This is a genomic window from Pseudomonas sp. NMI542_15 (genome assembly GCF_021283425.1).
Taxonomy (GTDB): Bacteria; Pseudomonadota; Gammaproteobacteria; order Pseudomonadales; family Pseudomonadaceae; genus Aquipseudomonas; species Aquipseudomonas fortuita.
Window position 1 is genome coordinate 44,569 of record NZ_JAJSRO010000015.1, and the last position, 25,790, is coordinate 70,358.

At 62.5% G+C, this 25,790-nt stretch carries 21 protein-coding genes; 12 read left to right on the plus strand and 9 right to left on the minus strand.

Annotated features, from left to right (window positions below; translation table 11 throughout):
* Positions 1 to 125 precede the first annotated feature (125 nt).
* Both LU684_RS20160 and def read left to right on the plus strand, forming a co-directional pair.
* The gene (locus LU684_RS20160) at positions 126 to 1,085 is read left to right on the plus strand and encodes a YihY/virulence factor BrkB family protein (protein WP_016488571.1); all 960 of its coding nucleotides are present in this window, start codon (positions 126 to 128) and stop codon (positions 1,083 to 1,085) included.
* Positions 1,082 to 1,618 carry a peptide deformylase gene (def, locus tag LU684_RS20165; protein WP_060519179.1) on the plus strand — a complete coding sequence of 179 codons (537 nt, stop codon included), beginning with the start codon at positions 1,082 to 1,084 and terminating at the stop codon, positions 1,616 to 1,618. Before LU684_RS20160 ends, def begins: the two co-directional genes overlap by 4 nt.
* Here the strand turns inward: def and LU684_RS20170 are convergent.
* Positions 1,573 to 1,941 (minus strand): GNAT family N-acetyltransferase, encoded by a 369-nt coding sequence (locus tag LU684_RS20170; RefSeq protein ID WP_232894971.1) that lies wholly within the window; start codon positions 1,939 to 1,941, stop codon positions 1,573 to 1,575. The genes def and LU684_RS20170 overlap by 46 nt on opposite strands.
* A 357-nt stretch (positions 1,942 to 2,298) precedes the next feature.
* Here LU684_RS20170 and LU684_RS20175 point away from each other — a divergent pair, with 357 nt between their 5' ends.
* The 5 genes from LU684_RS20175 to LU684_RS20195 all read left to right on the plus strand — a co-directional run bounded on the left by LU684_RS20175 (position 2,299) and on the right by LU684_RS20195 (position 5,352).
* Positions 2,299 to 2,556, plus strand: coding sequence for a DUF2790 domain-containing protein (locus LU684_RS20175; protein ID WP_016488568.1), 258 nt, complete (start codon positions 2,299 to 2,301; stop codon positions 2,554 to 2,556).
* Positions 2,557 to 2,792: 236 nt separating this feature from the next.
* Entirely contained in the window at positions 2,793 to 3,218 is a 426-nt protein-coding gene (locus tag LU684_RS20180) for a YybH family protein (RefSeq protein WP_016488567.1), read from the plus strand.
* Positions 3,219 to 3,262: 44 nt separating this feature from the next.
* Positions 3,263 to 3,607 carry a YciI family protein gene (locus tag LU684_RS20185; RefSeq protein WP_016488566.1) on the plus strand — a complete coding sequence of 115 codons (345 nt, stop codon included), beginning with the start codon at positions 3,263 to 3,265 and terminating at the stop codon, positions 3,605 to 3,607.
* Positions 3,608 to 3,628: 21 nt separating this feature from the next.
* Positions 3,629 to 4,114: an SRPBCC family protein gene (locus LU684_RS20190; protein ID WP_016488565.1), complete on the plus strand. Its 486-nt coding sequence runs from the start codon at positions 3,629 to 3,631 to the stop codon at positions 4,112 to 4,114.
* Positions 4,114 to 5,352: an RNA polymerase sigma factor gene (locus LU684_RS20195; RefSeq protein WP_096426625.1), complete on the plus strand. Its 1,239-nt coding sequence runs from the start codon at positions 4,114 to 4,116 to the stop codon at positions 5,350 to 5,352. Before LU684_RS20190 ends, LU684_RS20195 begins: the two co-directional genes overlap by 1 nt.
* A gap of 126 nt (positions 5,353 to 5,478) precedes the next feature.
* On the opposite strand, the gene LU684_RS20200 is transcribed toward LU684_RS20195, so the two are convergent.
* Complete coding sequence (locus LU684_RS20200) at positions 5,479 to 5,949, minus strand: MaoC family dehydratase (RefSeq protein WP_016488563.1); 471 nt, start codon at positions 5,947 to 5,949, stop codon at positions 5,479 to 5,481.
* A gap of 34 nt (positions 5,950 to 5,983) precedes the next feature.
* A complete protein-coding gene (locus tag LU684_RS20205; protein ID WP_016488562.1) occupies positions 5,984 to 6,928 on the minus strand; it encodes an alpha/beta hydrolase in 945 nt (314 codons plus the stop codon).
* 218 nt (positions 6,929 to 7,146) lie between these two features.
* On the opposite strand from LU684_RS20205, the gene fadD2 reads away from it, so the two are divergent.
* Entirely contained in the window at positions 7,147 to 8,835 is a 1,689-nt protein-coding gene (gene fadD2 / locus LU684_RS20210) for a long-chain-fatty-acid--CoA ligase FadD2 (RefSeq protein WP_095116770.1), read from the plus strand.
* 359 nt (positions 8,836 to 9,194) lie between these two features.
* Positions 9,195 to 10,892 carry a long-chain-fatty-acid--CoA ligase FadD1 gene (gene fadD1 / locus LU684_RS20215; RefSeq protein ID WP_016488560.1) on the plus strand — a complete coding sequence of 566 codons (1,698 nt, stop codon included), beginning with the start codon at positions 9,195 to 9,197 and terminating at the stop codon, positions 10,890 to 10,892.
* A 157-nt stretch (positions 10,893 to 11,049) separates the two neighbouring features.
* On the opposite strand, the gene LU684_RS20220 is transcribed toward fadD1, so the two are convergent.
* Together LU684_RS20220 and LU684_RS20225 are read right to left on the minus strand one after the other, a co-directional pair.
* The gene (locus LU684_RS20220; RefSeq protein WP_096426622.1) at positions 11,050 to 12,357 is read right to left on the minus strand and encodes an NAD(P)/FAD-dependent oxidoreductase; all 1,308 of its coding nucleotides are present in this window, start codon (positions 12,355 to 12,357) and stop codon (positions 11,050 to 11,052) included.
* 24 nt (positions 12,358 to 12,381) lie between these two features.
* Positions 12,382 to 13,746 (minus strand): glutamine synthetase family protein, encoded by a 1,365-nt coding sequence (locus tag LU684_RS20225; protein WP_016488558.1) that lies wholly within the window; start codon positions 13,744 to 13,746, stop codon positions 12,382 to 12,384.
* Positions 13,747 to 14,316: 570 nt separating this feature from the next.
* Here LU684_RS20225 and hrpA point away from each other — a divergent pair.
* Together hrpA and LU684_RS20235 are read left to right on the plus strand one after the other, a co-directional pair.
* Entirely contained in the window at positions 14,317 to 18,222 is a 3,906-nt protein-coding gene (gene hrpA / locus LU684_RS20230) for an ATP-dependent RNA helicase HrpA (protein ID WP_060519169.1), read from the plus strand.
* A 174-nt stretch (positions 18,223 to 18,396) separates the two neighbouring features.
* Positions 18,397 to 19,518 (plus strand): beta-ketoacyl-ACP synthase III, encoded by a 1,122-nt coding sequence (locus LU684_RS20235; protein WP_016488556.1) that lies wholly within the window; start codon positions 18,397 to 18,399, stop codon positions 19,516 to 19,518.
* Between the two features lie 214 nt (positions 19,519 to 19,732).
* Here LU684_RS20235 and LU684_RS20240 read toward each other — a convergent pair whose 3' ends face one another.
* Entirely contained in the window at positions 19,733 to 20,977 is a 1,245-nt protein-coding gene (locus LU684_RS20240) for a putative porin (protein ID WP_016488555.1), read from the minus strand.
* A gap of 262 nt (positions 20,978 to 21,239) precedes the next feature.
* Between LU684_RS20240 and LU684_RS20245 the strand changes: the two genes are divergently transcribed.
* The gene (locus LU684_RS20245) at positions 21,240 to 22,367 is read left to right on the plus strand and encodes a GNAT family N-acetyltransferase (protein ID WP_016488554.1); all 1,128 of its coding nucleotides are present in this window, start codon (positions 21,240 to 21,242) and stop codon (positions 22,365 to 22,367) included.
* A gap of 163 nt (positions 22,368 to 22,530) precedes the next feature.
* On the opposite strand, the gene LU684_RS20250 is transcribed toward LU684_RS20245, so the two are convergent.
* The 3 genes from LU684_RS20250 to LU684_RS20260 all read right to left on the minus strand — a co-directional run bounded on the left by LU684_RS20250 (position 22,531) and on the right by LU684_RS20260 (position 25,790).
* The gene (locus LU684_RS20250; protein WP_232894972.1) at positions 22,531 to 24,363 is read right to left on the minus strand and encodes an ABC transporter ATP-binding protein; all 1,833 of its coding nucleotides are present in this window, start codon (positions 24,361 to 24,363) and stop codon (positions 22,531 to 22,533) included.
* Between the two features lie 63 nt (positions 24,364 to 24,426).
* On the minus strand, positions 24,427 to 24,984 hold the full coding sequence (locus LU684_RS20255) for a peptidylprolyl isomerase A (RefSeq protein ID WP_016488552.1): 558 nt from the start codon (positions 24,982 to 24,984) through the stop codon (positions 24,427 to 24,429).
* Entirely contained in the window at positions 24,978 to 25,790 is an 813-nt protein-coding gene (locus tag LU684_RS20260; protein WP_060519163.1) for an alpha/beta fold hydrolase, read from the minus strand. Before LU684_RS20260 ends, LU684_RS20255 begins: the two co-directional genes overlap by 7 nt.

A 25,790-nucleotide genomic window follows, 5' to 3' on the forward strand; every position in this document is an offset into this window, starting at 1 on the left:
GCAGGCCCGCGAAGAGGCCTATAAGGGCTTGAACCTTTTCTGATGCATTGGCCGGGAGCAGCACAGCAGCGGTATGGTCTATTAGACTTGTCTGTTGAATCGATCGAGCGGCGAAAGGAGACGCTATGATTTTTTCCGCCCTGCAGGGCCTGCCCTTGCACCGCGTGCTGGTGCGCACCGTCAAGGAATTCCTTGATGACGAAATGTCCACCTATGCCTCTGCGCTGGCTTACCAAGCACTGTTTTCGCTGTTCCCTTTCTTGCTGTTCCTCATTGCCCTGATTGGTTTTCTGCATTTGCCGGACTTCTTTTCCTGGCTGCGGCTGCAGTCGGAACTGGTACTGCCACCGCAGGCGCTGGAACAGGTCAACCCGGTGATCGACCAGTTGCAGCAGTCCAAGGGCGGGCTGTTGTCGGTGGGTATCGTGATTGCCTTGTGGACCGCATCGGCCGGCGTACGCCTGATGATGAGCGCGATGAACGCTGCTTACGATGTGCCCGAAGGCCGCCCGGTTTGGAAGCGTATCCCGCTTTCCATTTTCTACACCATCGGCCTGGCCGGCATGTTGCTGGCGGCCGCAGCACTGATGGTACTGGGCCCGCAGGTGATGGAATGGATCGCCGCCCAGATTGGTATGCAGGAGTTCATCGTCACACTCTGGACCATCCTGCGCTGGCCAGTGATCATCATCTTGCTGATGGTGGCAGTGGCCCTGATCTACTACGTCATGCCTGACGTGAAACAAAAGTTTCGCTTCATTACACCCGGTTCGGTGCTGGCAGTGGTGGTGTGGATCGTGGCTTCCCTGGGCTTTGCTTATTACGTGAAAACATTTGCCGACTACAACGCGATGTACGGCAGCATTGGTGCAATCATCGTGCTGTTGCTGTATTTCTATATTTCCGCTGCCGTATTGCTGCTGGGCGCGGAGATGAACGCGGTGATCGAGCACATGTCGAGCGAGGGTAAAAACCCTGGTGAGAAAGATTTCGAAGGGCACAAGGCTCCGCAAACCATCACCGTGCTGGGCCATGAGCACCCGCAACCCAGCGAGCACCAACCTTCCGAGCCGAACCCCAGATGATCCGTGACATTCTAAAGATGGGCGACGAACGCCTGCTGCGCATCGCCCCGCCCGTGCCCGGGCACATGCTCGGCACTGTCGAACTGCAGCAACTGATCGACGACATGTTCGAAACCATGCGCCATGTGGGCGGCGTAGGCTTGGCCGCGCCACAGATTGGTATCGACCTGCAGTTGGTGATTTTCGGCTTCGAGCGCAGCGAGCGCTACCCGGATGCCGAAGCGGTGCCGCAGACCATTTTGATCAACCCGGTCATCACGCCGATGTCCACTGAAGTAGAGGACGGCTGGGAAGGTTGCCTGTCGGTACCGGGCCTGCGCGGTGTGGTGCCACGCTTCAAGCATATCTGCTACGAAGGGGTCGACCCCCAAGGCAACCCGATCAACCGCTTTGCCGACGGTTTCCATGCGCGGGTGGTGCAGCACGAGTGTGACCACCTGATCGGCCGGCTGTACCCATCGCGTATCCAGGACTTTGCCAAGTTCGGCTACACCGAGGTGCTATTCCCCGGGCTCGAGGTCAGCGACGACTGACCCCGCTGCAGGGCTACCAGGCGTTTGCTGCGCTGGTAGCGCTGCAAGCGACTGGCCAGGGTTTCGGGCAGTTGCCCGGCCATGTGGAAACCCAGGCGCTGATAGAAGGGCGCCAGGTCCGGGTGGCAGAACAGCCAGGTTGGTCCGCCAGCGTGTTGCAGCGCCGCGTCGATCAACCGCCCGGCCACCCCTTGACCGCGCAGTTGCGGGTCGACGAACAGCCCCGTCAGCCATAATCCTTCGCCTACTGCATTGAGGCTCAAGCCCGCAATGATGCCTGGGGCGCGTGCCACCCACAGTTCAGCGTCGCTTGCAGCACGCATGCGCGAGCCGTGTTGGCGGTAAAAATGCTCCAGCAGCCGGCGTTCTGTGGCCGCAAGTGTCGAGCAGTGAATATTTTTTAATGAGATGACGCGTCCTTCCCTGAAAGCTGGCCAAAGGCTCTGGCCTGAGATGTTGCGGCCATTTTGACGCAGATTGTTGCAAATCGGGCAACGGTGAATATCCGAGTTCAGGGTTCAACTATTGGCAACCGGGAGTAGAATTTTACTCATCCCCCCTGGCAGTACGAAGCGGGATCGGTACTTCGTGCCATCTTCACCGTAGATGGCAACTTCTCCGCGCCGGGTACGGCAATAGAAGTCAATCGATCAGCTTGAATGCTCAAAAGGCACACTCACATGAAACCATTACTGATTCTTGCATTGGTCGGTATGTCCTCGTTCGCCCTCGCCGATGAGGTCAAACCCGTCTCCAGCGAGCCTGTGGCCCAGCAGTACGACTACTCCATGAACCTGGACATCAAGCGGGTGATCAACCTGTCGACCATCCCCAATGTCTGCGAAGTGGTACCTGCGACCATGACCTACGAAGACCACCAGGGCCAGGTGCATACCATCCAGTACCGGGCTATGGGTGAAGGTTGCCAGCAAGGTTGACCGACAGGTATCCACTGTAGTTGCTGATGGCCTCATCGCCGGCAAGCCAGCGCCCACAAGGTTGTCGCAGCATTTGCATGTTGTGCTACCCCTGTGGCAGCTGACTTGCCGGCGATGGGGCGATCAGCATTCAGAATATTTTCAAGCGTTGTCGATTACTCTGCTCTCCGTTCGACCATAGGTGAAGGCACGCCGCACTGCGTGTCAAAACCCTACGTACTGTCGGAGGCACCCCGATGAGCACCGCAGCCGAAACCGAGATCCGCCAACTGATCGAGCGCTGGATGCAGGCCGTGCGCGATCGCGACATCCCCAGCATCACCGCCCCCTATGCCGATGACATCGTTGCCTTCGATGCCATCCAGGCCCTGCAATTCAAAGGCAAGGCCGCCTACACGGCGCACTGGGAAATGTGCATGGGCATGTGCACCGGGCCCATGGTCTTCGAACTTGCCCAGCTTACCGTCCACGCCGATGGCGACCTGGCCCTGGCCCACTGGCTGAACCGCTGCGGCCCAGGCGACGACGAAAGCCAGTGCGGCTTCATGCGCGCGACCGTGGGCTATCGTCGTCAAGGTGGCCAGTGGCGGGTGATCCACGAACACTGGTCTGCACCCTTCGACATGGAGACGCAAAAAGCCCTGTTCGATCTCAAGCCCTGAGCCGTTATCGCCAAACGCACTTTGCCGATGCCCTGGAGGCGACCATGAAATACCTGTGCCTGGTCTATTGTGACGAGGGGCTGCTGCATAGCTTGCCCGACAGCCCGGAAGACGCCGAATGCCTGGCCTACGCCGAAGCCGTACATGGCTCGGGGCGAATGCTGGCGGCCGAGGCGCTCAAGCCTGTGCAGACCGCCACCACGGTACGTGTGCGTAACGGGCACATGAGCCTGACCGACGGTCCGTATGCCGAAACCAAGGAGCAACTCGCCGGCTTTTACCTGGTGGAGGCCCGCGACCTGAACGAAGCGCTGAATATCGCCAAGGGCATCCCTGCGGCACGGGTCGGCAGTGTCGAGGTGCGACCGGTGCGTGAACTGCAACCCTGACAGCTACGGAGAACCATCAGCATGAGCCTTGCACACCCCGCGCAAGCGCAACACGAGTTGTCCATCAGCCGCCTGATCGACGCACCGCCGGCCAAGGTGTTTCGCGCCTGGAGCGAACCCCATTGGCTGATGCAGTGGTGGGGGCCGCATGGCATGACCACCCCGGAGTGCGAGATGCAGTTGTGGATCGGGGGGGTATTCCGCACCCTGATGCGAGCGCCGGATGGTAGCGAATACCCGACCCAGGGCGTGTTTCTTGACATTGCCGCGCCGCGACGGTTGGTGTTCACCGATGCCTTTGGCCCCGGTTGGGTGCCGTCAGAAAAGGCCTTCATGACCGCCGTGATCAGCTTTGACGAGGAGCAGGGCAAAACCCGCTACACCGCCCGCGCCTGGCACTGGAATGCTGCTGACTGCCGGGCCCATGAAGAAATGGGTTTTTATCAGGGCTGGGGAGAAAGCCTGGACCGCCTGGTGGAGGTGGTGACCCAGCGGATGCCCGACTGATGACAGCCCTGGCGCAGGTGCGCGCCGAAGTCGAGTCGGTGTACCGGCGGGAGTCGCGGCGCATCCTGGCGACATTGATCCGCCTGCTGGGTGATTTCGACCTGGCCGAGGAGGCCATGCATGATGCCTTCTTCATCGCCGTCGAGCGCTGGCAGCGTGATGGCATCCCCGATAACCCACGGGCGTGGCTGGTCTCCACCGGGCGCTTCAAGGCCATCGATGCACTGCGCCGACGCGCACGTTTCGATCGCTCCCAGGCAGACTTGAGCATGCTGCTCGACGGCCAGGGGCAGGACCCCAGCGAAGAAGAGTTGTTGGCGGATGACCGCCTGCGGCTGATTTTCACCTGTTGCCACCCGGCGCTGTCGGCCGATGCCCAGGTACCGCTGACCCTGCGCGCAGTCTGCGACTTGACCACCGAGCAGATTGCCCGCGCCTTCCTGCAAAGCCCGACTACCATCGCCCAGCGCATCGTGCGCGCCAAAGCCAAGATCCGCGATGCCGGCATCCCCTACCAGGTACCAGCGTTGAGCGAACTGCCCGAGCGCCTGGAGAGCGTGTTACGGGTGATCTACCTGGTGTTCAACGAAGGCTATTCGGCGTCGTCGGGCGAGTCACTGCTGCAGCAGGAGCTGAGCGATGAAGCCATTCGCCTGGCGCGGCTGCTGGTGCAATTGTTGCCTGATGCGGAGGCCAACGGCCTGCTGGCCTTGATGCTGCTTCAGGCGTCGCGGCAGCAGGCGCGCACCGATGCCCAGGGCAACCTTGTGCTGCTGGAACAACAGGACCGCAGCCTGTGGGACCGGCAACGCATTGACGAGGGCTGCGAGCTGGTGCGCCAGGCCCTGCAAAGCCGGGCGTTCGGTGCCTACACGGTGCAGGCGGCGATCGCCGCTGTGCACGCTGAAGCGGCAACCGCAGAAGAAACGGACTGGGTGGAAATCGTCGGGCTGTATGATGTGTTGCAGCGGCATTGGCCGTCAGCGGTGGTGGAACTGAACCGGGCGGTGGCGCTGGCGAAGCGCGATGGGCCGCAAGTGGGCCTGCGGGAAGTCGAAGGGATTCTGGCGCGCGGTGATCTGCTGGACTATCACCTGGCGCACGCGGCGCGGGCCGAGCTGCATTACCAGTTGGGGCAGGTGGAGGAGGCGCGTGCGGCGTGGCGGCAGGCGCTGGCGCTGACCCGGCAGGCGCCGGAGCGGCGGCATATCGAGCAGCGGCTGAAAGTCATCGAGTGATGTTGGCTGCGCTGGCCTCTTCGCGGGTAAACCCGCTCCCACAGGATCACCACAGACTTGAGCATGGTGCTGTACCTGTGGGAGCGGGTTTACCCGCGAAGAGGCCGGTGCGGTCTACATCAATCTTCAGCTAGCCACGAAATTCGGCGGCGACACCAGCTCGACTGTCTGCTGCTTGCGCGGCGCCAGGATTTCGGCCTCACCCTGGACCACCAGCTCATCGTTCTGGTTGTACACGTTGGTGGCAATGCGCACCTTGAACTTGGGCAGCTTCTCGAGAATCTCCAGGCGCACGGTCAGGGTGTCGCCAATCTTCACCGGCTTCTGGAAGCTCATCTGCTGGCCCAGGTAGATGGTGCCAGGGCCTGGCAGGGTGCAGGCCACCGCAGCACTGATCAGCGCGCCGCTGAACATGCCATGGGCAATACGCTCGCGGAACATGCTCTTGGCGGCGAACTCGGCATCCAGGTGAACCGGGTTGTGGTCACCGGACATGGCAGCGAACAGCTGGATGTCGCGTTCTTCAACGGACTTCTTGTACTCGGCCGTCTGGCCAACTTCGAGGGCTTCGTAAGGCGTGTTGGTGACCTGGGACATCGGTGCTTCCTTAAGCGTTAGGCGAGGGCGGCTATCATTCACTGCGCACGGGGCGGCCAAGGGCCAGCGCCTGCTCAAGCCAGCCGAGAATATCGGCGGTGACCTCGTCACGGTTGGTTTCGTTGAGTACTTCATGCCGCGCCTCAGGATAGACGCGCAGCTGTACATGTCGATTGCCGGTCGCGCGCAGGGCGTCGGCCAGATGGGTTAGACGCTTGCCGGCACTGACCGGATCACATTCGCCACCGATTACCAGCATGGGCAGGTTCGGATCGATCTGCGCGAGGTTACCCGGCTGGCTGATCTGCGCCAAGCCTTGCAGCAGGTCGAGCCACAGCTGGTTGCTGCAGCGAAAGCCGCACAACGGGTCGTTGACGTACAGGTCGACCTCGGCTGGGTCGCGGCTAAGCCAGTCGAACGCCGTGCGGTTGGGTTTGAACGCTTTATTGAACGACCCGAACGACAACCATTCGATCAGCGCACTCTTGCCTTGCGGCCCTTGGCGCCAGCTCTCCAGCCGGGCAATCAGCCGCGCCAGGCGGTACAGCGCCGCCGGTTGGTAGTTGGAGCCACTGAGAATCGCCCCGTGCAGGCTGGCGCTGTGGTGCAGCAGGTAAGCCTGGGCAATGTAGCTGCCCATGCTGTGGCCGAACAGAAACAGCGGCGTGCATGGGTACTGCTGGCCGATGTGCTGGGCCAGCAACCCAACGTCATTGACTACGGCATTCCAGCCATGATGGCGGGCGAACAGGCCGCGGCTGCCCAGCTCGGCGCTGCGCCCGTGGCCGCGCTGGTCGGCAGCGAACAGGGCAAAGCCGGCCTCGCTCAGGGCATGCCCCAGGCGCTGGTAGCGCCCGGCATGCTCGGCCATGCCATGGGCCAGCAGCACCACGGCCTTTACCGGTGTGGCCGGCAGCCATTGATGTACATACAGGCTGCAGTGCTCACTGGCGGGGAGCCAGAAGGCGTCGTGGGGCATGGCGGGTCCTTGTGCGCGCGGGTACCCGAACAGTGTATGCACAACCGGCCGGATTGCAGGAAGGGCACAAATAAGATTCACAATGTTAATGGCGGCACTTGGCGTATATGCCGCCTTGGGCTTACCTGCTAACGTCGGAGCAACGCCTTTTTGCCGGCAGGCAATCAGGTAAAGGACTAAAGGACGCAGTGCAGGTCCAGGCAGAGGAACAATAATAAATGCAAGCCGACTTCTGGAATGACAAGCGCCCGGCGGGCGTGCCTTCCACCATCGACATCAATGCCTACACCTCGGTCGTCGAGGTATTCGAGCGCTCCTGCAAGCGCTTTGCCGACCGCCCGGCGTTCAGCAACCTGGGCGTGACCCTGACCTACGGGGAGCTGGAGCGCCACTCGGCAGCCTTCGCCGCCTGGTTGCAGCAGCACACCGGCCTCAAGCCGGGTGACCGCATCGCGGTGCAGATGCCCAACGTGCTGCAATACCCGATCGCGGTCTTTGGTGCCATGCGTGCCGGCCTGATCGTGGTCAACACCAACCCGCTGTACACCGAGCGCGAAATGCGCCACCAGTTCAAGGACAGTGGCGCACGTGCGCTGGTGTACCTGAACATGTTCGGCAAGCGGGTGCAGGAAGTGCTGCCCGATACCGGCATCGAGTACCTGATCGAGGCGAAGATGGGCGACCTGTTACCTGCCGCCAAAGGCTGGCTGGTCAACACGGTGGTCGACAAGCTGAAGAAGATGGTGCCCGCTTACCAGCTACCCCAGGCGATATCGTTCAAACAGGTGCTGCGCGAGGGCCGCGAGCACTCGCCCAAACCGGTGCCGTTGAGCCTGGACGACATCGCCGTGCTGCAGTACACCGGCGGCACCACCGGCCTGGCCAAGGGCGCCATGCTCACCCACGGCAACCTGGTGGCCAACATGTTGCAGGTGCTGGCCTGCTTCTCGCAGCACGGCCCCGACGGGCAGAAGCTGCTCAAGGACGGCCAGGAGGTGATGATCGCACCCCTGCCGCTTTACCATATCTATGCCTTTACCGCGAATTGCATGTGCATGATGGTCACCGGCAACCACAACGTCCTGATCACCAACCCGCGTGACATCCCCGGCTTCATCAAGGAGCTGGGCAAGTGGCGTTTCTCGGCGCTGTTGGGGCTGAACACCCTGTTTGTCGCATTGATGGACCATCCCGGTTTCCGCCAGCTGGATTTCTCGGCGCTGAAGGTCACCAACTCTGGCGGCACGGCGCTGGTCAAGGCCACCGCCGAGCGCTGGGAGGCGCTTACCGGGTGCCGCATTGTCGAAGGCTACGGTCTGACAGAAACCTCGCCGGTGGCCAGCACCAATCCCTATGGCCAGCTGGCGCGTCTGGGTACGGTGGGCATCCCGGTAGCGGGTACCGCCTTCAAGGTAATTGACGACGATGGCAACGAATTGCCCCTGGGCGAGCGGGGCGAGTTGTGCATCAAGGGGCCACAGGTGATGAAGGGTTACTGGCAGCAGCCTGAGGCCACTGCCCAGGCCCTGGATGCGGACGGCTGGTTCAAGACGGGTGATATCGCGGTGATCGACCCGGACGGTTTCACCCGCATCGTCGACCGCAAGAAGGACATGATCATCGTCTCGGGCTTCAACGTGTACCCCAACGAGATCGAGGACGTGGTGATGGGCCACCCCAAGGTTGCCAACTGTGCCGCCATCGGCGTGCCGGACGAGCGTTCTGGCGAGGCAGTGAAGCTGTTCGTGGTGCCGCGCGAGGGCGGGCTGAGCGTGGAAGAGCTCAAGGCTTACTGCAAGGCCAACTTCACCGGCTACAAGGTACCCAAGCACATCGTGCTGCGCGAGTCGTTGCCGATGACGCCGGTGGGCAAGATCCTGCGGCGGGAGCTGCGCGACATAGCTTGAGTCTGTGTTGGCTGTTTCGCGGGTGAACCCGCCCCCACAGGTACTGCACAGCCTCCAAGCTTTGTGCGGGCCCCTGTGGCAGCGGGTTCACCCGCGAATGCGTTCAAGGTGGTCTAACAGGCCTGTTTCAGCCTGATCTGCGACATTTTGGTTAAAAACTCTAAAAATGACCTGTATTGTTCATTGAGTCATTTTTGTGACTGCAAGGCCTGTTTTGGCCTCTAGGCGACCCCAGGCAAAGCTGTTACTCTCGGCCCGCTTTCAGACGATCCGGTTTGCAACGAACCGCCGTCTCATATCAATAATAAGCGCATCGACGCGCCAATCGAACTTCGCTGTTGCTGAAGGAGTGGGCTTCCATGATCGAAAATTTTTGGAAGGATAAGTACCCAGCCGGGGTTACGGCGGAAATCAATCCTGACGAATTCCCCAATATCCAGGCAGTACTCAAGCAATCCTGCCAACGCTTTGCCGACAAACCGGCCTTTAGCAACCTGGGCAAGACTATCACTTATGGCGAGCTGTATGCGCTGTCGGGGGCGTTTGCCGCCTGGCTGCAGCAGCATACCGACCTCAAGCCGGGCGACCGCATTGCCGTGCAGCTCCCCAATGTCCTGCAATACCCGGTCGCGGTCTTCGGCGCCATGCGTGCCGGGCTGATCGTGGTCAACACCAACCCGCTGTACACCGCGCGGGAGATGGAACACCAGTTCAACGACTCCGGCGCCAAGGCTTTGGTGTGCCTGGCCAACATGGCCCACCTGGCCGAGAAGGTGGTACCCAAGACCCAGGTCAGGCACGTCATCGTCACCGAAGTGGCCGACCTGCTGCCCCCGCTCAAGCGCCTGCTGATCAACAGCGTGATCAAGTACGTGAAGAAGATGGTGCCGGCCTACAGCCTGCCGCAGGCCGTGCGCTTCAACGACGCGCTGGCGTTGGGCAAGGGCCAGCCGGTGACCGAGGCCAACCCGCAGGCCAACGACGTGGCCGTGCTGCAGTACACCGGTGGCACCACCGGTGTGGCCAAAGGCGCCATGCTGACCCACCGCAACCTGGTGGCCAACATGCTGCAGTGCCGAGCGCTGATGGGCGCGAACCTGCACGAAGGCTGCGAAATCCTCATCACCCCGCTGCCGCTGTACCACATCTACGCCTTTACCTTCCACTGCATGGCAATGATGCTCATCGGCAACCACAACGTGCTGATCAGCAACCCCCGTGACCTGCCTGCCATGGTCAAGGAACTGGGCAAGTGGAAGTTCAGCGGCTTTGTCGGCCTCAACACGCTGTTCGTTGCCCTGTGCAACAGCGAGGCGTTCCGTGCACTGGACTTCTCGGCGCTGAAAATTACCCTGTCGGGCGGCATGGCCCTGCAACTGAGCGTGGCCGAGCGCTGGAAGGCCGTTACGGGGTGCGCCATCTGCGAAGGCTACGGCATGACCGAAACCAGCCCGGTGGCGGCGGTGAACCCGGCAGAAGCCAACCAGGTGGGTACTATCGGTATTCCGGTGCCGTCCACCCTGTGCAAGATCATCGATGACGCCGGCCACGAGCTACCGTTGGGCGAGGTGGGCGAACTGTGCGTCAAGGGCCCGCAGGTGATGAAGGGCTATTGGCAGCGCGAAGACGCCACCGCCGAGATTTTGGACAGCGAAGGCTGGTTGAAGACCGGTGACATCGCCCTGATCCAGCCGGACGGTTACATGCGCATCGTCGACCGCAAGAAGGACATGATTCTGGTCTCGGGCTTCAACGTGTACCCCAACGAGCTGGAAGATGTGCTGGCGGCCTTGCCGGGCGTGCTGCAGTGTGCAGCCATTGGTGTGCCTGACGAGAAGTCAGGTGAAGTGATCAAGGTTTTCATCGTGGTCAAGCCGGGCATGACCGTGACCAAGGAGCAGGTGATGGAGCACATGCGTGCCAACGTTACCGGCTACAAGGTACCGCGCCTGATCGAGTTCCGTGATGCGCTGCCGACCACCAACGTGGGCAAGATCCTGCGCCGCGAGCTGCGCGATGAAGAACTCAAGAAGCAGGGCTTGAAGAAGATCGCCTGACGCCCCGCCAGCGCAGTCCCTGCAGGAGCAGCCGTGTGCTGCGAAAGGGCCGCAAAGCGGCCCCAGCAATTTCAGCATTACGGCTGAGAACCTGGGGCCGCTTTGCGGCCCTTTCGCGGCACAAGGCCGTTCCTGCCGAGGTTGCACCGCTTCAGGCTCAGCGCAGTTTTTCCAGCATCTGGTAGTACCACATCCCCGCCGCCAGCAGCGGGTTGCCCAGCAAATCCCCCATCGGCACCCGCACATGCTTGCACTGGGCAAAGGTGTCGAACTTCTCCAGCGTCCCGGTCAATGCCTCGGCCATGATTTCGCCCATGATGTGGCTGGTGGCAATGCCGTGCCCCGAATAACCCTGGCAGTACCACACGTTGTCCGACAGCTTGCCCAACTGCGGGATGCGGTTGACCACGATGCCCATGGCGCAGCTCCACTGGAACTCGATCGGCACGCCTTTCAATGCCGGGAAGGTGCGCTCGATGCACGGGCGCAGTTCACTTTCGATATCCCGTGAGTCACGGCCGGAATAGTTGGCGCCACCGCCGAACAGCAGGCGCTTGTCGGCGGTCAGGCGGTAGTAGTCGAGCACGAAGCGGCAGTCGTACACCGCCAGGTCCTGCGGGTTGATCTGCTCAGCCAGCTCACCCAGCGGCGCGGTGGTGACGATACCGCCCATGGCCGGGAAGATCTTGCCCTTGAGCTGGCGCTTTTCCAGTTTGTGGTACACATCGCCGGCCAGCATCACCTGGCGTGCCTCGACCCGGCCGTGGGCGGTGACCACCGCCGGGCGCGGGCCGTGGACGATGTCCAGCACCTCGGAGTTTTCGAAGATCAATGCACCCAGGCTGTGGGCAGCGCGGGCCTCACCCAGGCACAGGTTGAGCGGGTGCAGGTGCAGGTTGCGCAGGTTCTTCAACGCGCCCAGGTACAGTGGGCTCTGCAGGTGCTCGGCCACTGCGGCGCGGTCGAGCAATTGCACCTGCTCGCCCATGCCCCGGCGCTGGGCCTCGGCCTCGAATGCGCGCAGCTCGTTCATGTGCGAGGGCTTCATCGCCGCGTGCAGGTGGCCGTGCTTGAGGTCGCAGTCGATGCCATAGCGCGCCACGCGCTGTTCGATCACCTGGTGCCCGCGCCAACGCAGGTGCCAGATGAAATCGTCGACTTCGGCGCCCAGGTGGCTACGCATCTGCGTGCGCATGGCCTCGTCGCCCGACAGGCTGCCGGTGACCTGGCCGCCATTGCGCCCGCTGGCGCCCCAGCCGATGCGGTTGGTTTCGACGATGGCGACCTTCAGGCCACGCTCGGCGAGCTCCACCGCCGTGGCGACGCCGGTGAAGCCGCCACCGATGATGGCCACGTCCACCTGTACCGTGCCCTTGAGCTGCGGGTACTCGGTGTGGTCGTTGAGCGTGGCGCTGTAGTAGGACGGCGCACGTTGCGCCGGGCCTTTGTTCAATGCTGCGTTCATGGGTGTTCCTTGTTATGTAGGGGCTCAGGCCTGGTGCAGGTACCAGCGCCAGTCCTGCTCGCTGACTTCGGCCATGAACTGGCGGTACTCGGCGCGTTTGACCTTCAGGTACACGCCAAGGAAGTCTTCGCCCAATGCTTCGCGGGCCCAATGGGAATGTTGCAGGGCGTCGAGGGCAGTCAGCCAGTCGGTGGGCAGGTGTTCGGTGGCCTGGGCATAGCCGTTGCCTTCCACCGGTGCGCCCGGGTCCAGCTGTTCGCGGATGCCCCGGTGGCTGGCGGCGAGAATAGCCGCTGCGGCCAGGTAGGGGTTGGCGTCGGCGCCGCAAATGCGGTGCTCCACATGCCGGCTGTTGGCCGGGCCGCCGGGTACACGCAGGCTCACGGTGCGGTTGTCCACGCCCCAGGTCGGCGCCAGCGGCGCATAGCTGTTGGCCTGGAAGCGGCGGAACGAGTTGGCGTTGGGGCAGAACAGCAGCAGCGAATCGCGCAGGTGGCGCAGCATGCCGGCCACGGCCTGACGCAGCAGCGGGGTGCCGGCTTTGTCTTCGCTGGCGAACAGGTTGTTGCCCGCGCTGTCCGCCAGGCTCAGGTGCATGTGCATGCCGGTACCGGCCAGGTTGGCAAACGGTTTGGCCATGAAGCAGGCCTGCATGCCGTGGGCGTGGGCCACGCCTTTCACCAGCCGCTTGTAGCGCACGGCCTGGTCCATCGCCTGCAGGGCGTCGCCGTGCTCCAGGGTGATTTCCACCTGGCCGGGTGCGTATTCCGAAATAGCGGTACGCGCCGGAATGCCCTGAGCCTTGCAGGCCGCGTACAGGTCGGCGAGGAACGGTTCGATCTGCTCCAGTTCACGCAGGCCATAGACCTGGGTGGTGCGCGGGCGGCCACCATCGTTGTCCAGCGCCGGTTGCGGGCGGCCCTGGGCGTCGCGTTGCTGGTCGAGCAGGTAGAACTCCAGCTCGCAGGCCATCACCGGGTGATAGCCGTCGGCTTTCAGCGCTTCGATGGTGCGCAGCAGCACATGACGCGGGTCGGCCACGCTGGCCGGCAGGCCTTCGCTCGGGTGCATGCTGACCTGTACCGCAGCAGTGGGTACCCGGCGCCAGGGCAAGCGCACCAGGCTGCCTTCGAGCGGGTAGGCGCGGCAGTCGATGTCGCCCACGTCCCAGACCAGGCCCGAGTTTTCTACGTCGTCGCCGTTCAGGGTCAGGCCGAGGATGGTGCTGGGCAGCGGCCGGCCGGTCTGGTACACGGCCAGCAGTTCCTCGCGGTGCAACAGCTTGCCGCGCGGCACGCCGTTGGCGTCAAGGATGAACAATTCGAACAGCTCGATATCGGGGTTGTCGGCCAGAAAACGGGCAGCCTGCTCTACGGGTGCAAAGTGCATGATTGATTCGCTCACGTGCGCACAGGGCCACCGCACAAGCAGGCGGCCCAGTTGAGTCAAATGGCCAGACGCTGGCCGGGTTTGTTCACAATGGCGTGAGCGAAGTGTCCGGTGGGCGCGCGTGGCGGCAGTGCCACAGGGCCCAGAAGGCGAGGATGATGTGGACCAGCGGATTTTCCCCGGCACGGCTCCGGGCCTTCGGGAGGGAAGGGCGGGAAGACGGTGGCGCGATGGGCTGGACGGGAGTCATGCCTTTGATACTCACATGCGGCGTAAGGTTGATTAAAGCAGTGAATGGCAACCTTCACATATGCCCTTGCTAAACTTTCAGCCGCCATACGATCCCTGCAGGAGCGGCCTTGTGCCGCGATGGGCTGCGGCAGCAGCCCCGGCACTGTGTGCTGAGGCGCAGGTCTTGGGGCTGCTGCCGCAGCCCATCGCGGCACAAGGCCGCTCCTACAGGGACCGTGCCAGCCTGGACAGCAAAGTAGGCTCAAATCTGCGACAATCGCGCATCCTTCGAATGCCGATCATGAAAAAGCAGGCTCACCTGCATCACTAAAAAGCCCCATGACTGACCACGCCATCGACAAACTGCTGCAAAACCTCGACCACGCCATGATCGCCGACCGCCATCGCCTGCGGCGGCAACTGCACGAACTGCGCAAGCGCCCCGACGAGGCGAAACTGGCGCAGTGGGTGGAAAAGGTCCAGGCCTCCTGCGCTCAGGTCACCGCGCGCCAGCAGAGTGTGCCGACCGTGCGTTACGACGACAACCTGCCGATCGCCGCCAAACGTGACGAAATAAAGAAGGCCCTGGCCGAGCACCAGGTGCTGGTGATCGCCGGCGAAACCGGTTCGGGCAAGACCACCCAGCTGCCGAAAATCTGCCTGGAGCTGGGCCGTGGCAGCCATGGCCTTATTGCCCACACCCAGCCGCGCCGGATCGCGGCGCGCAGCGTGGCGGCGCGGGTTGCCGAAGAGCTGGGCACGCCCCTGGGCGGGCTGGTTGGCTACCAGGTGCGTTTCGAAGACCAGAGCGACTCCAATACCCTGGTCAAGCTGATGACCGACGGTATCCTGCTGGCCGAAACCCAGCACGACCGCCTCCTGGAGCGTTACGACACCATCATTGTCGACGAAGCCCATGAGCGCAGCCTGAACATCGACTTCCTGCTCGGCTACCTGAAGACCCTGCTGCATCGCCGGCCGGACCTGAAGCTGATCATTACCTCGGCGACTATCGACCTGGAGCGTTTTTCCAAGCACTTCGACGACGCGCCCATCATCGAGGTGTCCGGGCGCACTTTCCCGGTGGAAACCTGGTACCGCCCGCTGACCAGCGAGCAGGACGAGGAAGGCAACCAGATCGAGGATGACCTCACCGTCGACCAGGCCATCCTCGCGACCCTGGATGAGCTTTCGCACCATGAGCGCAGTGAGGGCAAGGGGCCGGGCGATGTGCTGATCTTCCTGCCGGGCGAGCGGGAAATCCGCGATGCCGCCGAGATCCTGCGCAAGGCGCAACTGCGCCACACCGAGATTCTGCCGCTGTACGCGCGCCTGTCGCCAGCGGAGCAACAGCGCATCTTCCAGCCGCACACCGGGCGGCGCGTGGTGCTGGCCACCAACGTTGCCGAAACCTCGCTGACGGTACCTGGTATCCGCTACGTGATCGACACCGGCACGGCGCGCATCAGCCGCTACAGCTACCGCGCCAAGGTACAGCGCCTGCCTATCGAGGCGGTGTCCCAGGCCAGTGCCAACCAGCGTAAAGGCCGCTGCGGCCGGGTAGAGCCAGGCATCTGCGTACGGCTTTACAGCGAAGAAGATTTCAACAGCCGGCCCGCGTTCACCGACCCGGAGATCTTGCGCACCAACCTGGCGGCGGTGATTCTGCAGATGCTGCATTTGCGCCTGGGTGCGATCGATGCCTTCCCGTTCATCGAGCCACCGGATGGCAAGGCCATCAGCGACGGCTTCAACCTGCTGCAGGAGCTGTCGGCGGTCAACCGCGAGAACCAGCTGACCCCCATCGGCCGCCAACTGGCACGTCTGCCGGTCGACCCGCGGCTGGGCCGCATGCTGCTTGAAGGCGCACGCCAGGGCAGCCTGCAGGAAGTGCTGATCGTTGCCAGTGCGCTGTCGGTGCAAGACCCACGCGAGCGCCCGCCGGAGCGCCAGCAGGCTGCTGATCAGGCGCATGCGCAGTGGAAGGACGCTGATACCGACTTTGCCGCACTGGTCAATTTGTGGCGGGGTTTCGAAGAGCAACGCCAGGCCCTGACTGCCAGCCCGTTGCGCAACTGGTGCCGCAAGAATTTCCTCAACTACCTGCGCTTGCGCGAGTGGCGCGATGCCCATCGCCAGTTGTCGTTGATCTGCCGCGAGCTGCAGCTGGTGGTCAACAAGGAGCCGTCTGACTACCAGAAGGTGCATAAGGCCATCCTTAGCGGCCTGCTTAGCCAGATTGGCCAGAAAACCGAAGAGGGCGATTACCAGGGCGCCCGCCAGCGGCGCTTCTGGGTGCATCCGTCTTCCGGCATTGGCCGCAAGCGCCCGCAGTGGGTAATGGCCGCGGAACTGGTGGAAACCACCAAGCTGTATGCGCGTATGGTCGCCAAGATCGAGCCTGACTGGATCGAGCCGCTGGCGACCCACCTGATCAAGAAGAATCACTTCGAACCGCACTGGGAAAAGAAGCGTGGGCAGGTGGTGGCCTATGAGCAGATCACCCTCTATGGCCTGATCCTGGTCGGCCGCCGGCCGGTACACTTCGGCCCGATCGACCCGGTGACCTCGCGTGAGCTGTTCATTCGCGAGGGCCTGGTTGGCGGTGAAATCCAGTCGCGGGCCAAGTGCCTGGCGGCAAACAAACGCCTGCTCGAAGAACTCGACGAGCTGGAGGCCAAGGCTCGTCGGCGCGACATTCTCGCCGACGAAGAAACCCTCTACGCCTTTTACGAAGCGCGCTTGCCGGCGGAGATCCACCAGACCGCGACCTTCGATGCCTGGTACCGCATGACCAGCCAGAAGGACCCGAACCTGCTGATCATGCGCGAGGAAGACGTGTTGGCCCGTGAGGCCAGCGAAGTCACCGCTGCGCAGTACCCGGACAGCCTGCAAGTCGGTGAACTGCGCCTGCCGTTGACCTACCACTTCGAACCAGGCCACCCGCGTGACGGCGTGACCGTGCGGGTGCCGGCACCGCTGCTGCCAAGCCTGCCCGGCGAGCGCCTGGAATGGCTGGTGCCAGGCCTGCTGGAGGCCAAGTGCGTGGCGCTGGTGCGCAATCTGCCCAAGGCGCTGCGCAAGAACTTCGTGCCGGTGCCGGACTTCGTCAAGGCCTCGCTGGCGCGCATGACTTTCGGTCAAGGGGCGCTGCCGCAGGCCCTGGGCCAGGAGCTGTTGCGCATGACCGGTGCACGGGTGTCCGATGAGGCCTGGGACGAATCGGTCAAGCTGGTCGAAGGCCACCTGCGGATGAACATCGAAGTGGTCGATGGCCAAGGCAAGTTCCTTGGCGAAGGCCGCGACCTGGCCGAGCTGACTGCACGCTTTGCCGCTGCCAGTCAGGCAGCGCTGGCGGTGCCGCGTGATGCCAAAAGCGAACAGCCGGTGCAGGCCAAAGCCTTCAGCGAAGTGAAACAGACCGCCCAGCAGAAGATTGCCGGCCTGTCGATGACCGTGTACCCGGCACTGGTCGAAGACAACGGCACCGTGCGCGAAGGGCGTTTCTCGACCCAGGCCGAAGCCGAGTTCCAGCACCGCCGTGCGTTGCAACGGCTATTGCTGCAGCAACTGGCCGAGCCGGCCAAGTTCTTGCGCGGCAAGTTGCCGGGGCTGACCGAGTTGGGCCTGCTGTACCGTGAACTGGGTCGGGTCGAAGCGCTGGTCGAAGACATTCTGCTGGCCAGCCTGGACACCTGCATCCTTGAAGGCGAACAACCGCTGCCGCGTGATGGTGCGGCCTTGGCCGGGCTGGCAGAGCGCAAGCGCGGCAGCTGGGCTGAGCATGCCGAGCGCCTGGCGCGGCAAACCCTGGAAGTGCTGAAGCTGTGGCATGGGTTGCAGAAGCGCTTCAAGGGCAAGATCGACCTGAGCCAGGCGGTGGCGCTGAACGACATCAAGCAGCAGCTGGGTAACCTGGTGTACCCGGGCTTTGTGCGCGAAACACCCGCGGCCTGGTTCAAGGAGCTGCCACGTTACCTCAAGGCGGTGGAACTGCGCCTGGAGAAGCTGGGTTCGCAAGTGCAGAAAGACCGGGTCTGGTCCGGCGAGCTGGCCAACCTGTGGGCGCAGTACAAGGCCCGTGCCGACAAGCATGCCCAAGAAGGCAAGCGTGATGAGCAACTGGCGTTGTACCGTTGGTGGCTGGAGGAGTACCGGGTGTCGTTGTTTGCCCAGCAACTGGGAACCAAAGTGCCGATTTCCGACAAAAGATTGAGCAAACAATGGAGCCAGGTGGAAGGCTAACCTCCCTTATTTGTGGCAAACTTTGGGGAGTTTGGGGCCGCTTGCGGCCCTTCGCGGGCGCGCCCGCTTCCACAGGGGTGAGCGTACGCCCCAAAATTGGTACTAAAGTGCCATTAATCTGTCATGTTTCCAGCCAGCGCCCCGTGGCGATGGCCTTTGACCAGAGGAACGACCGTGCATAACGTCGTGATCAGCGGCACCGGCCTGTATACCCCGGCCCAGAGCATTTCCAACGAAGAACTGGTGGCCTCCTTCAACGCCTGGTCGCAGCAGTTCAACCAGGACAACGCCGCTGCCATCGAGCGCGGTGAGGTCGAAGCGGCGCCGCTGTCCGACGCGGCGTTCATCGAAAAGGCTTCGGGCATCAAGAGCCGCTTTGTCATGGACAAGGCCGGCATCCTCGACCCGCAGCGCATGAAGCCACGCCTGCCAGAGCGTTCCAACGACGAGCCGTCGGTGCTCTGCGAAATGGCCGTCGCCGCTGCCCGCCAGGCCCTGGAGCGCGCCGGCCGCACCGCTGCCGATGTCGATGGGGTAATCGTCGCATGCTCCAACTTGCAGCGCCCATACCCGGCCATTGCTATCGAAGTACAACAGGCGCTGGGCATCCAGGGCTTTGCCTTCGACATGAACGTGGCCTGCTCGTCGGCCACCTTCGGCATCCAGACCGCCGCCAACAGCGTGGCCCTGGGCCAGGCGCGCGCGGTGCTGATGGTCAACCCGGAGGTGTGCACCGGCCACCTGAACTTCCGTGACCGTGACAGCCACTTCATTTTCGGTGATGCCGCCACGGCGGTGCTGATCGAGCGTGCCGACCAGGCCACCTCGGCGCACCAGTTCGACATCGTCAGCAGCAAGTTGTGGACCGAGTTTTCCAACAACATCCGCAACAACTTCGGCTTCCTCAACCGTGCGGCGGAAGAGGGTGAAGGTGCGGCAGACAAACTGTTCATCCAGGAAGGCCGCAAGGTGTTCCGCGAGGTGTGCCCAAAAGTGGCCGAGCTGATCGGTGAGCACCTGCAGGAAAACGGCCTGCAACCGAGCGACGTCAAGCGCTTCTGGCTGCACCAGGCGAACCTCAGCATGAACCACCTGATCGTCAAGAAGCTGCTGGGGCGTGAAGTGGCCGAGGAAGATGCACCGGTGATTCTCGACCGTTATGCCAACACCAGTTCGGCGGGTTCGGTGATTGCCTTCCACTTGTACCAGGATGACTTGGCCAAGGGCTCGCTGGGCGTGTTGAGCTCGTTTGGTGCGGGGTATTCGATTGGTAGCGTGATCTTGCGCAAGCGCTGATTGCCTGGTCTGATCCGAGATAGCCGGGGGCCGCTTTGCGGCCCATTCGCGGCACAAGGCCGCTCCTACAAGGGATCGCGTCCCATTGTAGGAGCGGCCTTGTGCCGCGAATGGGCTGCGAAGCAGCCCCCTACAATTTCACAGGCAAAAAAAACGGGAAACGCCGGATGGGGTCGGCGTTTCCCGCTTCAGCTTGAAGCAGAGAGGGTGATGCTTAGAATTTGGCTTCCAGGTCCACCTGCAGGGTGTCTACGTCAGCATCGCTGTTCGGCAGGTTGGAGTAGTCGGTCTTGGCCATCATGTAGGCCGCGCCCAGCGCAAAGTTCTTGTCGATTTCGTAACCCACCTTGAACTTGTGGCCACGGGAACCGGTGAAGCCGTTACCGAAGTCAGAGTCGGTGAACAGGCTCACTACACCGTTACGCTGTACGTCGCGGTAGTTGTAGTCCAGGCTCCAGGCGCCGATCTTGCTCTTCAGGCCGGCCAGCCAGGCCTTGTCCTTGCCGTCGGTGCTTTCGGTGTTCTTGACGAACTGGCCGTAAGCCGACAGCGGGATGGCGAAGCCGGTGAAGTCGACCTGGCCAAAACCTTCCACCAGTTGGAACTCGTTGGTGGTGTTGCCCAGCGAAGCCAGGGCAGCCGAGGCCTTGTCGTTGTCGTAGCCGTAAATGCTGCCGCCCACGGTAACCTTGACGGTGTCAGCCGCGTTGAACTTGGTACCCAGCTGGGCCGCGTACAGCTGCGCGTCGTGCTTGTACTGCACGCCGTCGCCGTCTACGTTGTCTTTCAGGTTGTAGTGGCCGATGCTGCCGAACACTTCGGCGGGGCCGAGGTTGGTCTTGTAGGTAGCCGCCACGCCTTCAGGGTTGATGTCGCTGTCCCAGATAATGTCGCCCATGCTCACCCATGGCTGCATCATCTTGCCGCCGATCAGGTGCAGGTTTGGCACGGCAGTCGGATGCCAGTCGAGGTAGGCCAGGTCGACCCACAGCGATTTCTTCTCGAAATAGTTGTCCAGGCTTTGGTTGGTCGAGCGAGCATCGGCGCTGCTACCGGTGGCCACACGCACGCCAGCGTCGACCTGCGGGTTGATCTCGCTGTAGAAACCGACACGGGCACGCACGCGCTCACGGTCCTGGTTGCCGCTACGGGAGATCGGGTTGTCAACGTTGACGTCTTCGTAACGCAGGCGCACATCACCCTTGATCTGGGTCTTGGCGGCCCATGCCACTTTTTGTTCAAAGGAGCTCATACGTTCGGACTGAGCTTTCTGGTCGGCCTTTTCCTTGGTTTCTTTTGCCAGGTCGCCCTGCAGTTCGTTGTACTGCGCCTGGTTGATCGAGCCATTGGCGCGGAGCATTTCGAGCAGCTTGGCGTCGACAGCAGCACTGGCCGGGGCGCTCAGAGCCAGCATCATGCCGGTGAGGCTCACTCCGGTAAGTGTAGAAACAAGACGCATAAGGTTCTCCCTACTGAAAAAAATGGGGGAGGCTCAAGCGCCTGCCCCTGCGTTGGCATGTCTTCGGAAAGGGCCTGAATAGACAGGTTCTGGGGTTCCGGAAAACAGGCGCAAGTATTGCGGGGGCCAATGACAGATTAATGTCTAATTAGTGGCACTGTTGTTAAGTAATTGAGAGTAAAAGGATCAGCCTGGCTTTCGTCATTTGAGTGCCGGGCCATCCTTGGGGATACTGAGGGCCTTCAGACAGCGAGCCGAAACCGTGACCAGCCTGTATAGCCTTGCCCATTTGCGTGATCTTCCGGCGGCCACCTGGGATGCCCTGGTGCCGGCGGGCCAACCGTTCCTGCGCCATGCCTTCCTCAGCGCGATGGAAGACAGCGGCAGCGTGCAGCGAAATACCGGCTGGGCCGCCGAGCACCTGGTGCTGGAGCGTGACGGGCAGGTACGGGCACTGTTGCCGGCATATCGCAAATGGCACTCGTTTGGCGAGTATGTGTTCGATCATGGTTGGGCGGAGGCCTGTGAGCGGGCTGGCATCGCCTACTACCCAAAACTGCTCGGCGCTGTGCCGTTCAGCCCGGTCAGCGGCCCACGGCTGCTGGCGGCCGATCCGGCTGACGGCTTGCTGATGCTGCAGGCCTTGCCGGAGTATCTGGGCAAGGGTGGGCTTTCAGGTGCGCACATCAACTTCACCGACCCGGCGCTGGACGCGCAGTTGGCCGGCCTGCCTGGGTGGATGGAACGCTTGGGTTGCCAGTTCCACTGGCAAAACCGGGGGTATCGCGACTTCCAGGACTTTCTCGACAGCCTGAGCTCTCGCAAGCGCAAGCAGATGCGCAAGGAGCGAGAGCAGGTGGCAGGGCAGGGCATCGAATTCCGTTGGTACCGCGGTGATGAACTGGACGAGGCACAGTGGGATTTCGTCTTTCTGTGCTATGCCAACACCTATGCGGTGCGCCGTCGTGCCCCCTACCTGACGCGCGATTTTTTCAGCCTGCTGGCCGAACGCATGCCCGAGGCGCTGCGTGTGGTGATGGCCCGTCAAGGTGGGCGCGATGTGGCGATGGCCTTGAGCCTGGTGGGGGGCGACAGCCTGTTTGGCCGCTACTGGGGCTGCCTGGATGAGTTCGACCGGCTGCATTTCGAAACGTGTTTCTACCAGGGCATGGACTTTGCCATTGCCGAGGGTTACCAGCGTTTCGATGCCGGAGCGCAGGGCGAGCACAAGCTGATACGCGGGTTTGAGCCGGTGTTGACGCGGTCCTGGCATTACCTGCTGCACCCGGGGTTGCGGCGGGCGGTGGAGGATTTTCTGCTGCAGGAGCGCGAAGGGGTGAGGGGGTATGCCGAGGAGGCGAGGGGGATGTTGCCCTACCGCCGGGCCTGATGCGTCTTCGGCTGCAGCGCGATCCCTGTAGGAGCGGCCTTGTGCCGCGAAAGGGCCGCAAAGCTGCCCCGGCAATTATTGCTGCGAAGCTGAAACCTGGGGCTGCTGCGCAGCCCTTTCGCGGCACAAGGCCGCTCCTACAAGAAGCGCGCCGTAGCGCAGATCAGTCGGCCCCGACAAAGCCCCCGGTCTGGTGATGCCACAGCCGGGCATACAACCCTTGTTGCTCTAGCAACTGCGCATGGCTGCCACTTTCGACAATCCGGCCCTTGTCCAGCACCACCAGCCGGTCCATCCGGGCAATGGTCGACAGCCGGTGGGCAATGGCAATCACCGTCTTGCCCTGCATCAGCGTCTCCAGGCTCTCCTGAATGGCGGCCTCCACCTCCGAGTCCAGCGCCGAAGTGGCTTCGTCCATGATCAGGATCGGTGCATTCTTCAACAGCACCCGGGCGATGGCGATACGCTGGCGTTGGCCGCCCGACAACTTGACCCCGCGCTCACCCACATGGGCATCGAAACCGGTGCGCCCCTGGGCGTCCGACAGTTGCGGGATGAACTCGTCGGCGCGGGCGCGGCGAACCGCTTCGTGCAACTGCGCCTCGCTGGCATCGGGGCGGCCGTACAGCAGGTTGTCGCGGATCGAGCGGTGCAGCAACGAGGTGTCCTGGGTGATCATGCCGATTTGTGCGCGCAGGCTGGCCTGGCTCACCTTGGCAATGTCCTGGCCATCGATGAGGATGCGCCCGCCCTGCACGTCATACAGGCGCAACAGCAGGTTGACCAACGTCGACTTGCCCGCGCCGGACGGGCCGATCAGGCCGATTTTTTCGCCCGGGCGAATGTTCAGGTCGAGCCCTTCGATCACATTGGCAGCCTTGCCATAGTGGAAGTCGACATCATCGAAATGCACCGCGCCGCGGCTGACCTTGAGCGCCGGCGCGTTGGGCGGGTCGGTGACGGTAACCGGCTGGGCAATGGTCTGCAGGCCGTCCTGGACCATGCCGATGTTCTCGAAGATGCCGTTGACCACCCACATGATCCAGCCCGACATGTTGACGATGCGGATCACCAGGCCGGTGGCCAGGGCGATGGCGCCAACGGTGATCAGTGACTGGCTCCACAGCCACAGCGCCAGGCCTGTGGTGGCAACCACCAGCAGGCCGTTGAGTGTGGTGATGACCACGTCCATGCTGGTAATTACCCGCGAGGCCAGCTGGGTTTTTTCGGTTTGCTCGCGGATCGCCTCACGTGCGTACTGCTGCTCGTAGTCGGTGTGGGCGAACAGCTTCAGCGTCGCGATGTTGGTGTAGCCGTCGACGATCCGCCCCATCAGCTTGGAGCGGGCGTCGGAGGAGATCACCGAACGTTCCTTGACCCGTGGCACGAAGTAGAACAGCGCGGCGATGTAGCCAGCGATCCAGACCAGCAGCGGCAGCATCAGGCGCCAATCGGCTTCAGCAAACAGCACCAGCGAGGTGATCGCATAGATCAGCACATGCCACAACGCGTCCACCGCCTGCACGGCAGAATCACGCAGCGAGTTGCCGGTCTGCATGATGCGCTGGGCAATGCGCCCGGCGAAGTCGCTCTGGAAGAAATTCAGGCTCTGCTTGAGCACATAAGTGTGGTTTTGCCAGCGGATCAGGCTGGTCATGCCGGGGTTGATGGTCTGGTGTACCAGCAGGTCGTGCAGGCCAAAAAACAACGGCCGCAGCAGCAGGATCACCACCAGCATCCAGATCAGTTCACCGCTGTGCTCGCTGAAGAAGCTGACATTCGGCGTGCCCTGGGCCAGGTCGATGATGCGGCTGAGGTAGCTGAACATCGCCACCTCGATCAGCGAGGCGAACAGGCCGACCACCAGCAGGGCGAGGAAGCTGGGCCACACCTGGCGCAGGTAATACAGGTAGAACGGCCACACGCTGGTGGGTGGCGATTCACTGGGGGCTTCGCGAAAGATATCGATCAGTTGTTCAAAACGACGGTACAGCATGGGTAACGACACTCCTGTTCCATCCGGCCCTCAGGCGGTTGCACGTCCCTGTGCAGCCTGCGGTCAGTCGATGCGTTTGGCCGACTTGATGTAGACCGGGTCGGCCGGTACATCACGCATGCCTTTTTTGGTGGTGGTTTGCGAGTTGACGATCTGGTCGACCACGTCCATACCCTTGGTCACCTTGCCGAACACGGCGTACCCGGCGTCGCGCCCCGGGTTAAGGAAATCGTTGTCGGCTACGTTGATGAAGAACTGGCTGGTGGCGGAGTTCGGGTTGGAGGTGCGCGCCATCGACAGGGTGCCGCGGGTGTTCAGCAGGCCATTGCTGGCCTCGTTCTTGATCGGGTCCTTGGTGTTCTTCTGTACCATCTGGTCAGTAAAGCCGCCGCCCTGGACCATGAAGCCGGGGATCACTCGGTGGAAAATGGTGTTGTTGTAGAAGCCGCTGTCGACGTACTCGAGGAAGTTCTTGGTACTGATCGGCGCCTTCTCGGCGTTCAGCTCGATTTCGACCTGGCCGAAGCTGGTGTCCAGCATGACGTGCGGGGTCTTGTCGGAAGCCATGACGCTGGTGGCGAAGGCGACCGAGCAGGCGGTGAGCAGGAGTTTTTTCAGCATGGGCTCAAAGATCCTTGAGAGGTGGAAGCGGCTGCGAGGAACTGCAGCAGGGTCTGGTTGAAGACCTCGGGTTGATCGAGGGGCGTAGCGTGCCGCGAATCGTCGATGACCACCAGCCTGGCGTTGGGCATCAAGGCAACGTAACGCTGTTTCAGTTGTATCGGGGTGTAATCGTGGTCGGCAGCGATGACCAGACTGGGACAGTGAATACGGCCGATGCGTTCCTGCACGCCCCAGTCGACGATGGCGTCGAAGCTCTTGAGGTAGGCGCGCTTGTCGTTGCGCGCCCAGCGTTGGGCCATCTTCTGCCGCAGGGCAGCCTGGTGAGGCTTGGGGAACAGTCGTTCGGCCAGGCCCTTGCCGACAGTTTCGACACTGAGGATGCGTGCCAGGCCCCAGCGCTTGAGCCACCACAGCCAGTCGCTGCGGGTACGGCGCTTGACTTCGGGGGCGCTGTTGACGATGCACAGGCTGCGCAGCCATTGCGGGTGGTCGACGGCAAACTGGAAGCCGACCATACCCCCCATCGACAGGCCGACGAAGTGCACGGGCCCCGTGTGCAGGTGTTCGAGCAGGGCCAGCAGGTCGGCACTGAAGGTGGCTATGTGGTAGCCGTCGCGCGGTTTGTCGGAGCGACCGTGGCCGCGGATGTCCATGAGGATCACCCGGTAATGCCGGCTGAGCACCGGCACCTGCAACTCCCAGTCCTGGCAGCTGGAGCCCAGGCCGTGCAGCAACACCAACGGGTCGCCCTGGCCATATTCCTCGTAATGCAGTGCGCATCCTTCGTGTTCGAAATAGGCCAT

Coding starts and splice junctions, on each gene's coding strand:
- fadD2 (WP_095116770.1), top strand. CDS start 7,147: ATGCAAGCCGACTTCTGGAATGACAAGCGCCCGGCGGGCGTGCCTTCC.
- LU684_RS20220 (WP_096426622.1), bottom strand. CDS start 12,357: ATGAACGCAGCATTGAACAAAGGCCCGGCGCAACGTGCGCCGTCCTAC.
- LU684_RS20180 (WP_016488567.1), top strand. CDS start 2,793: ATGAGCACCGCAGCCGAAACCGAGATCCGCCAACTGATCGAGCGCTGG.
- LU684_RS20250 (WP_232894972.1), bottom strand. CDS start 24,363: ATGCTGTACCGTCGTTTTGAACAACTGATCGATATCTTTCGCGAAGCC.
- fadD1 (WP_016488560.1), top strand. CDS start 9,195: ATGATCGAAAATTTTTGGAAGGATAAGTACCCAGCCGGGGTTACGGCG.
- LU684_RS20260 (WP_060519163.1), bottom strand. CDS start 25,790: ATGGCCTATTTCGAACACGAAGGATGCGCACTGCATTACGAGGAATAT.
- LU684_RS20195 (WP_096426625.1), top strand. CDS start 4,114: ATGACAGCCCTGGCGCAGGTGCGCGCCGAAGTCGAGTCGGTGTACCGG.
- LU684_RS20200 (WP_016488563.1), bottom strand. CDS start 5,949: ATGTCCCAGGTCACCAACACGCCTTACGAAGCCCTCGAAGTTGGCCAG.
- LU684_RS20225 (WP_016488558.1), bottom strand. CDS start 13,746: ATGCACTTTGCACCCGTAGAGCAGGCTGCCCGTTTTCTGGCCGACAAC.
- LU684_RS20190 (WP_016488565.1), top strand. CDS start 3,629: ATGAGCCTTGCACACCCCGCGCAAGCGCAACACGAGTTGTCCATCAGC.
- LU684_RS20170 (WP_232894971.1), bottom strand. CDS start 1,941: ATGCGTGCTGCAAGCGACGCTGAACTGTGGGTGGCACGCGCCCCAGGC.
- hrpA (WP_060519169.1), top strand. CDS start 14,317: ATGACTGACCACGCCATCGACAAACTGCTGCAAAACCTCGACCACGCC.
- LU684_RS20240 (WP_016488555.1), bottom strand. CDS start 20,977: ATGCGTCTTGTTTCTACACTTACCGGAGTGAGCCTCACCGGCATGATG.
- LU684_RS20160 (WP_016488571.1), top strand. CDS start 126: ATGATTTTTTCCGCCCTGCAGGGCCTGCCCTTGCACCGCGTGCTGGTG.
- LU684_RS20175 (WP_016488568.1), top strand. CDS start 2,299: ATGAAACCATTACTGATTCTTGCATTGGTCGGTATGTCCTCGTTCGCC.
- LU684_RS20205 (WP_016488562.1), bottom strand. CDS start 6,928: ATGCCCCACGACGCCTTCTGGCTCCCCGCCAGTGAGCACTGCAGCCTG.
- LU684_RS20255 (WP_016488552.1), bottom strand. CDS start 24,984: ATGCTGAAAAAACTCCTGCTCACCGCCTGCTCGGTCGCCTTCGCCACC.
- LU684_RS20185 (WP_016488566.1), top strand. CDS start 3,263: ATGAAATACCTGTGCCTGGTCTATTGTGACGAGGGGCTGCTGCATAGC.
- def (WP_060519179.1), top strand. CDS start 1,082: ATGATCCGTGACATTCTAAAGATGGGCGACGAACGCCTGCTGCGCATC.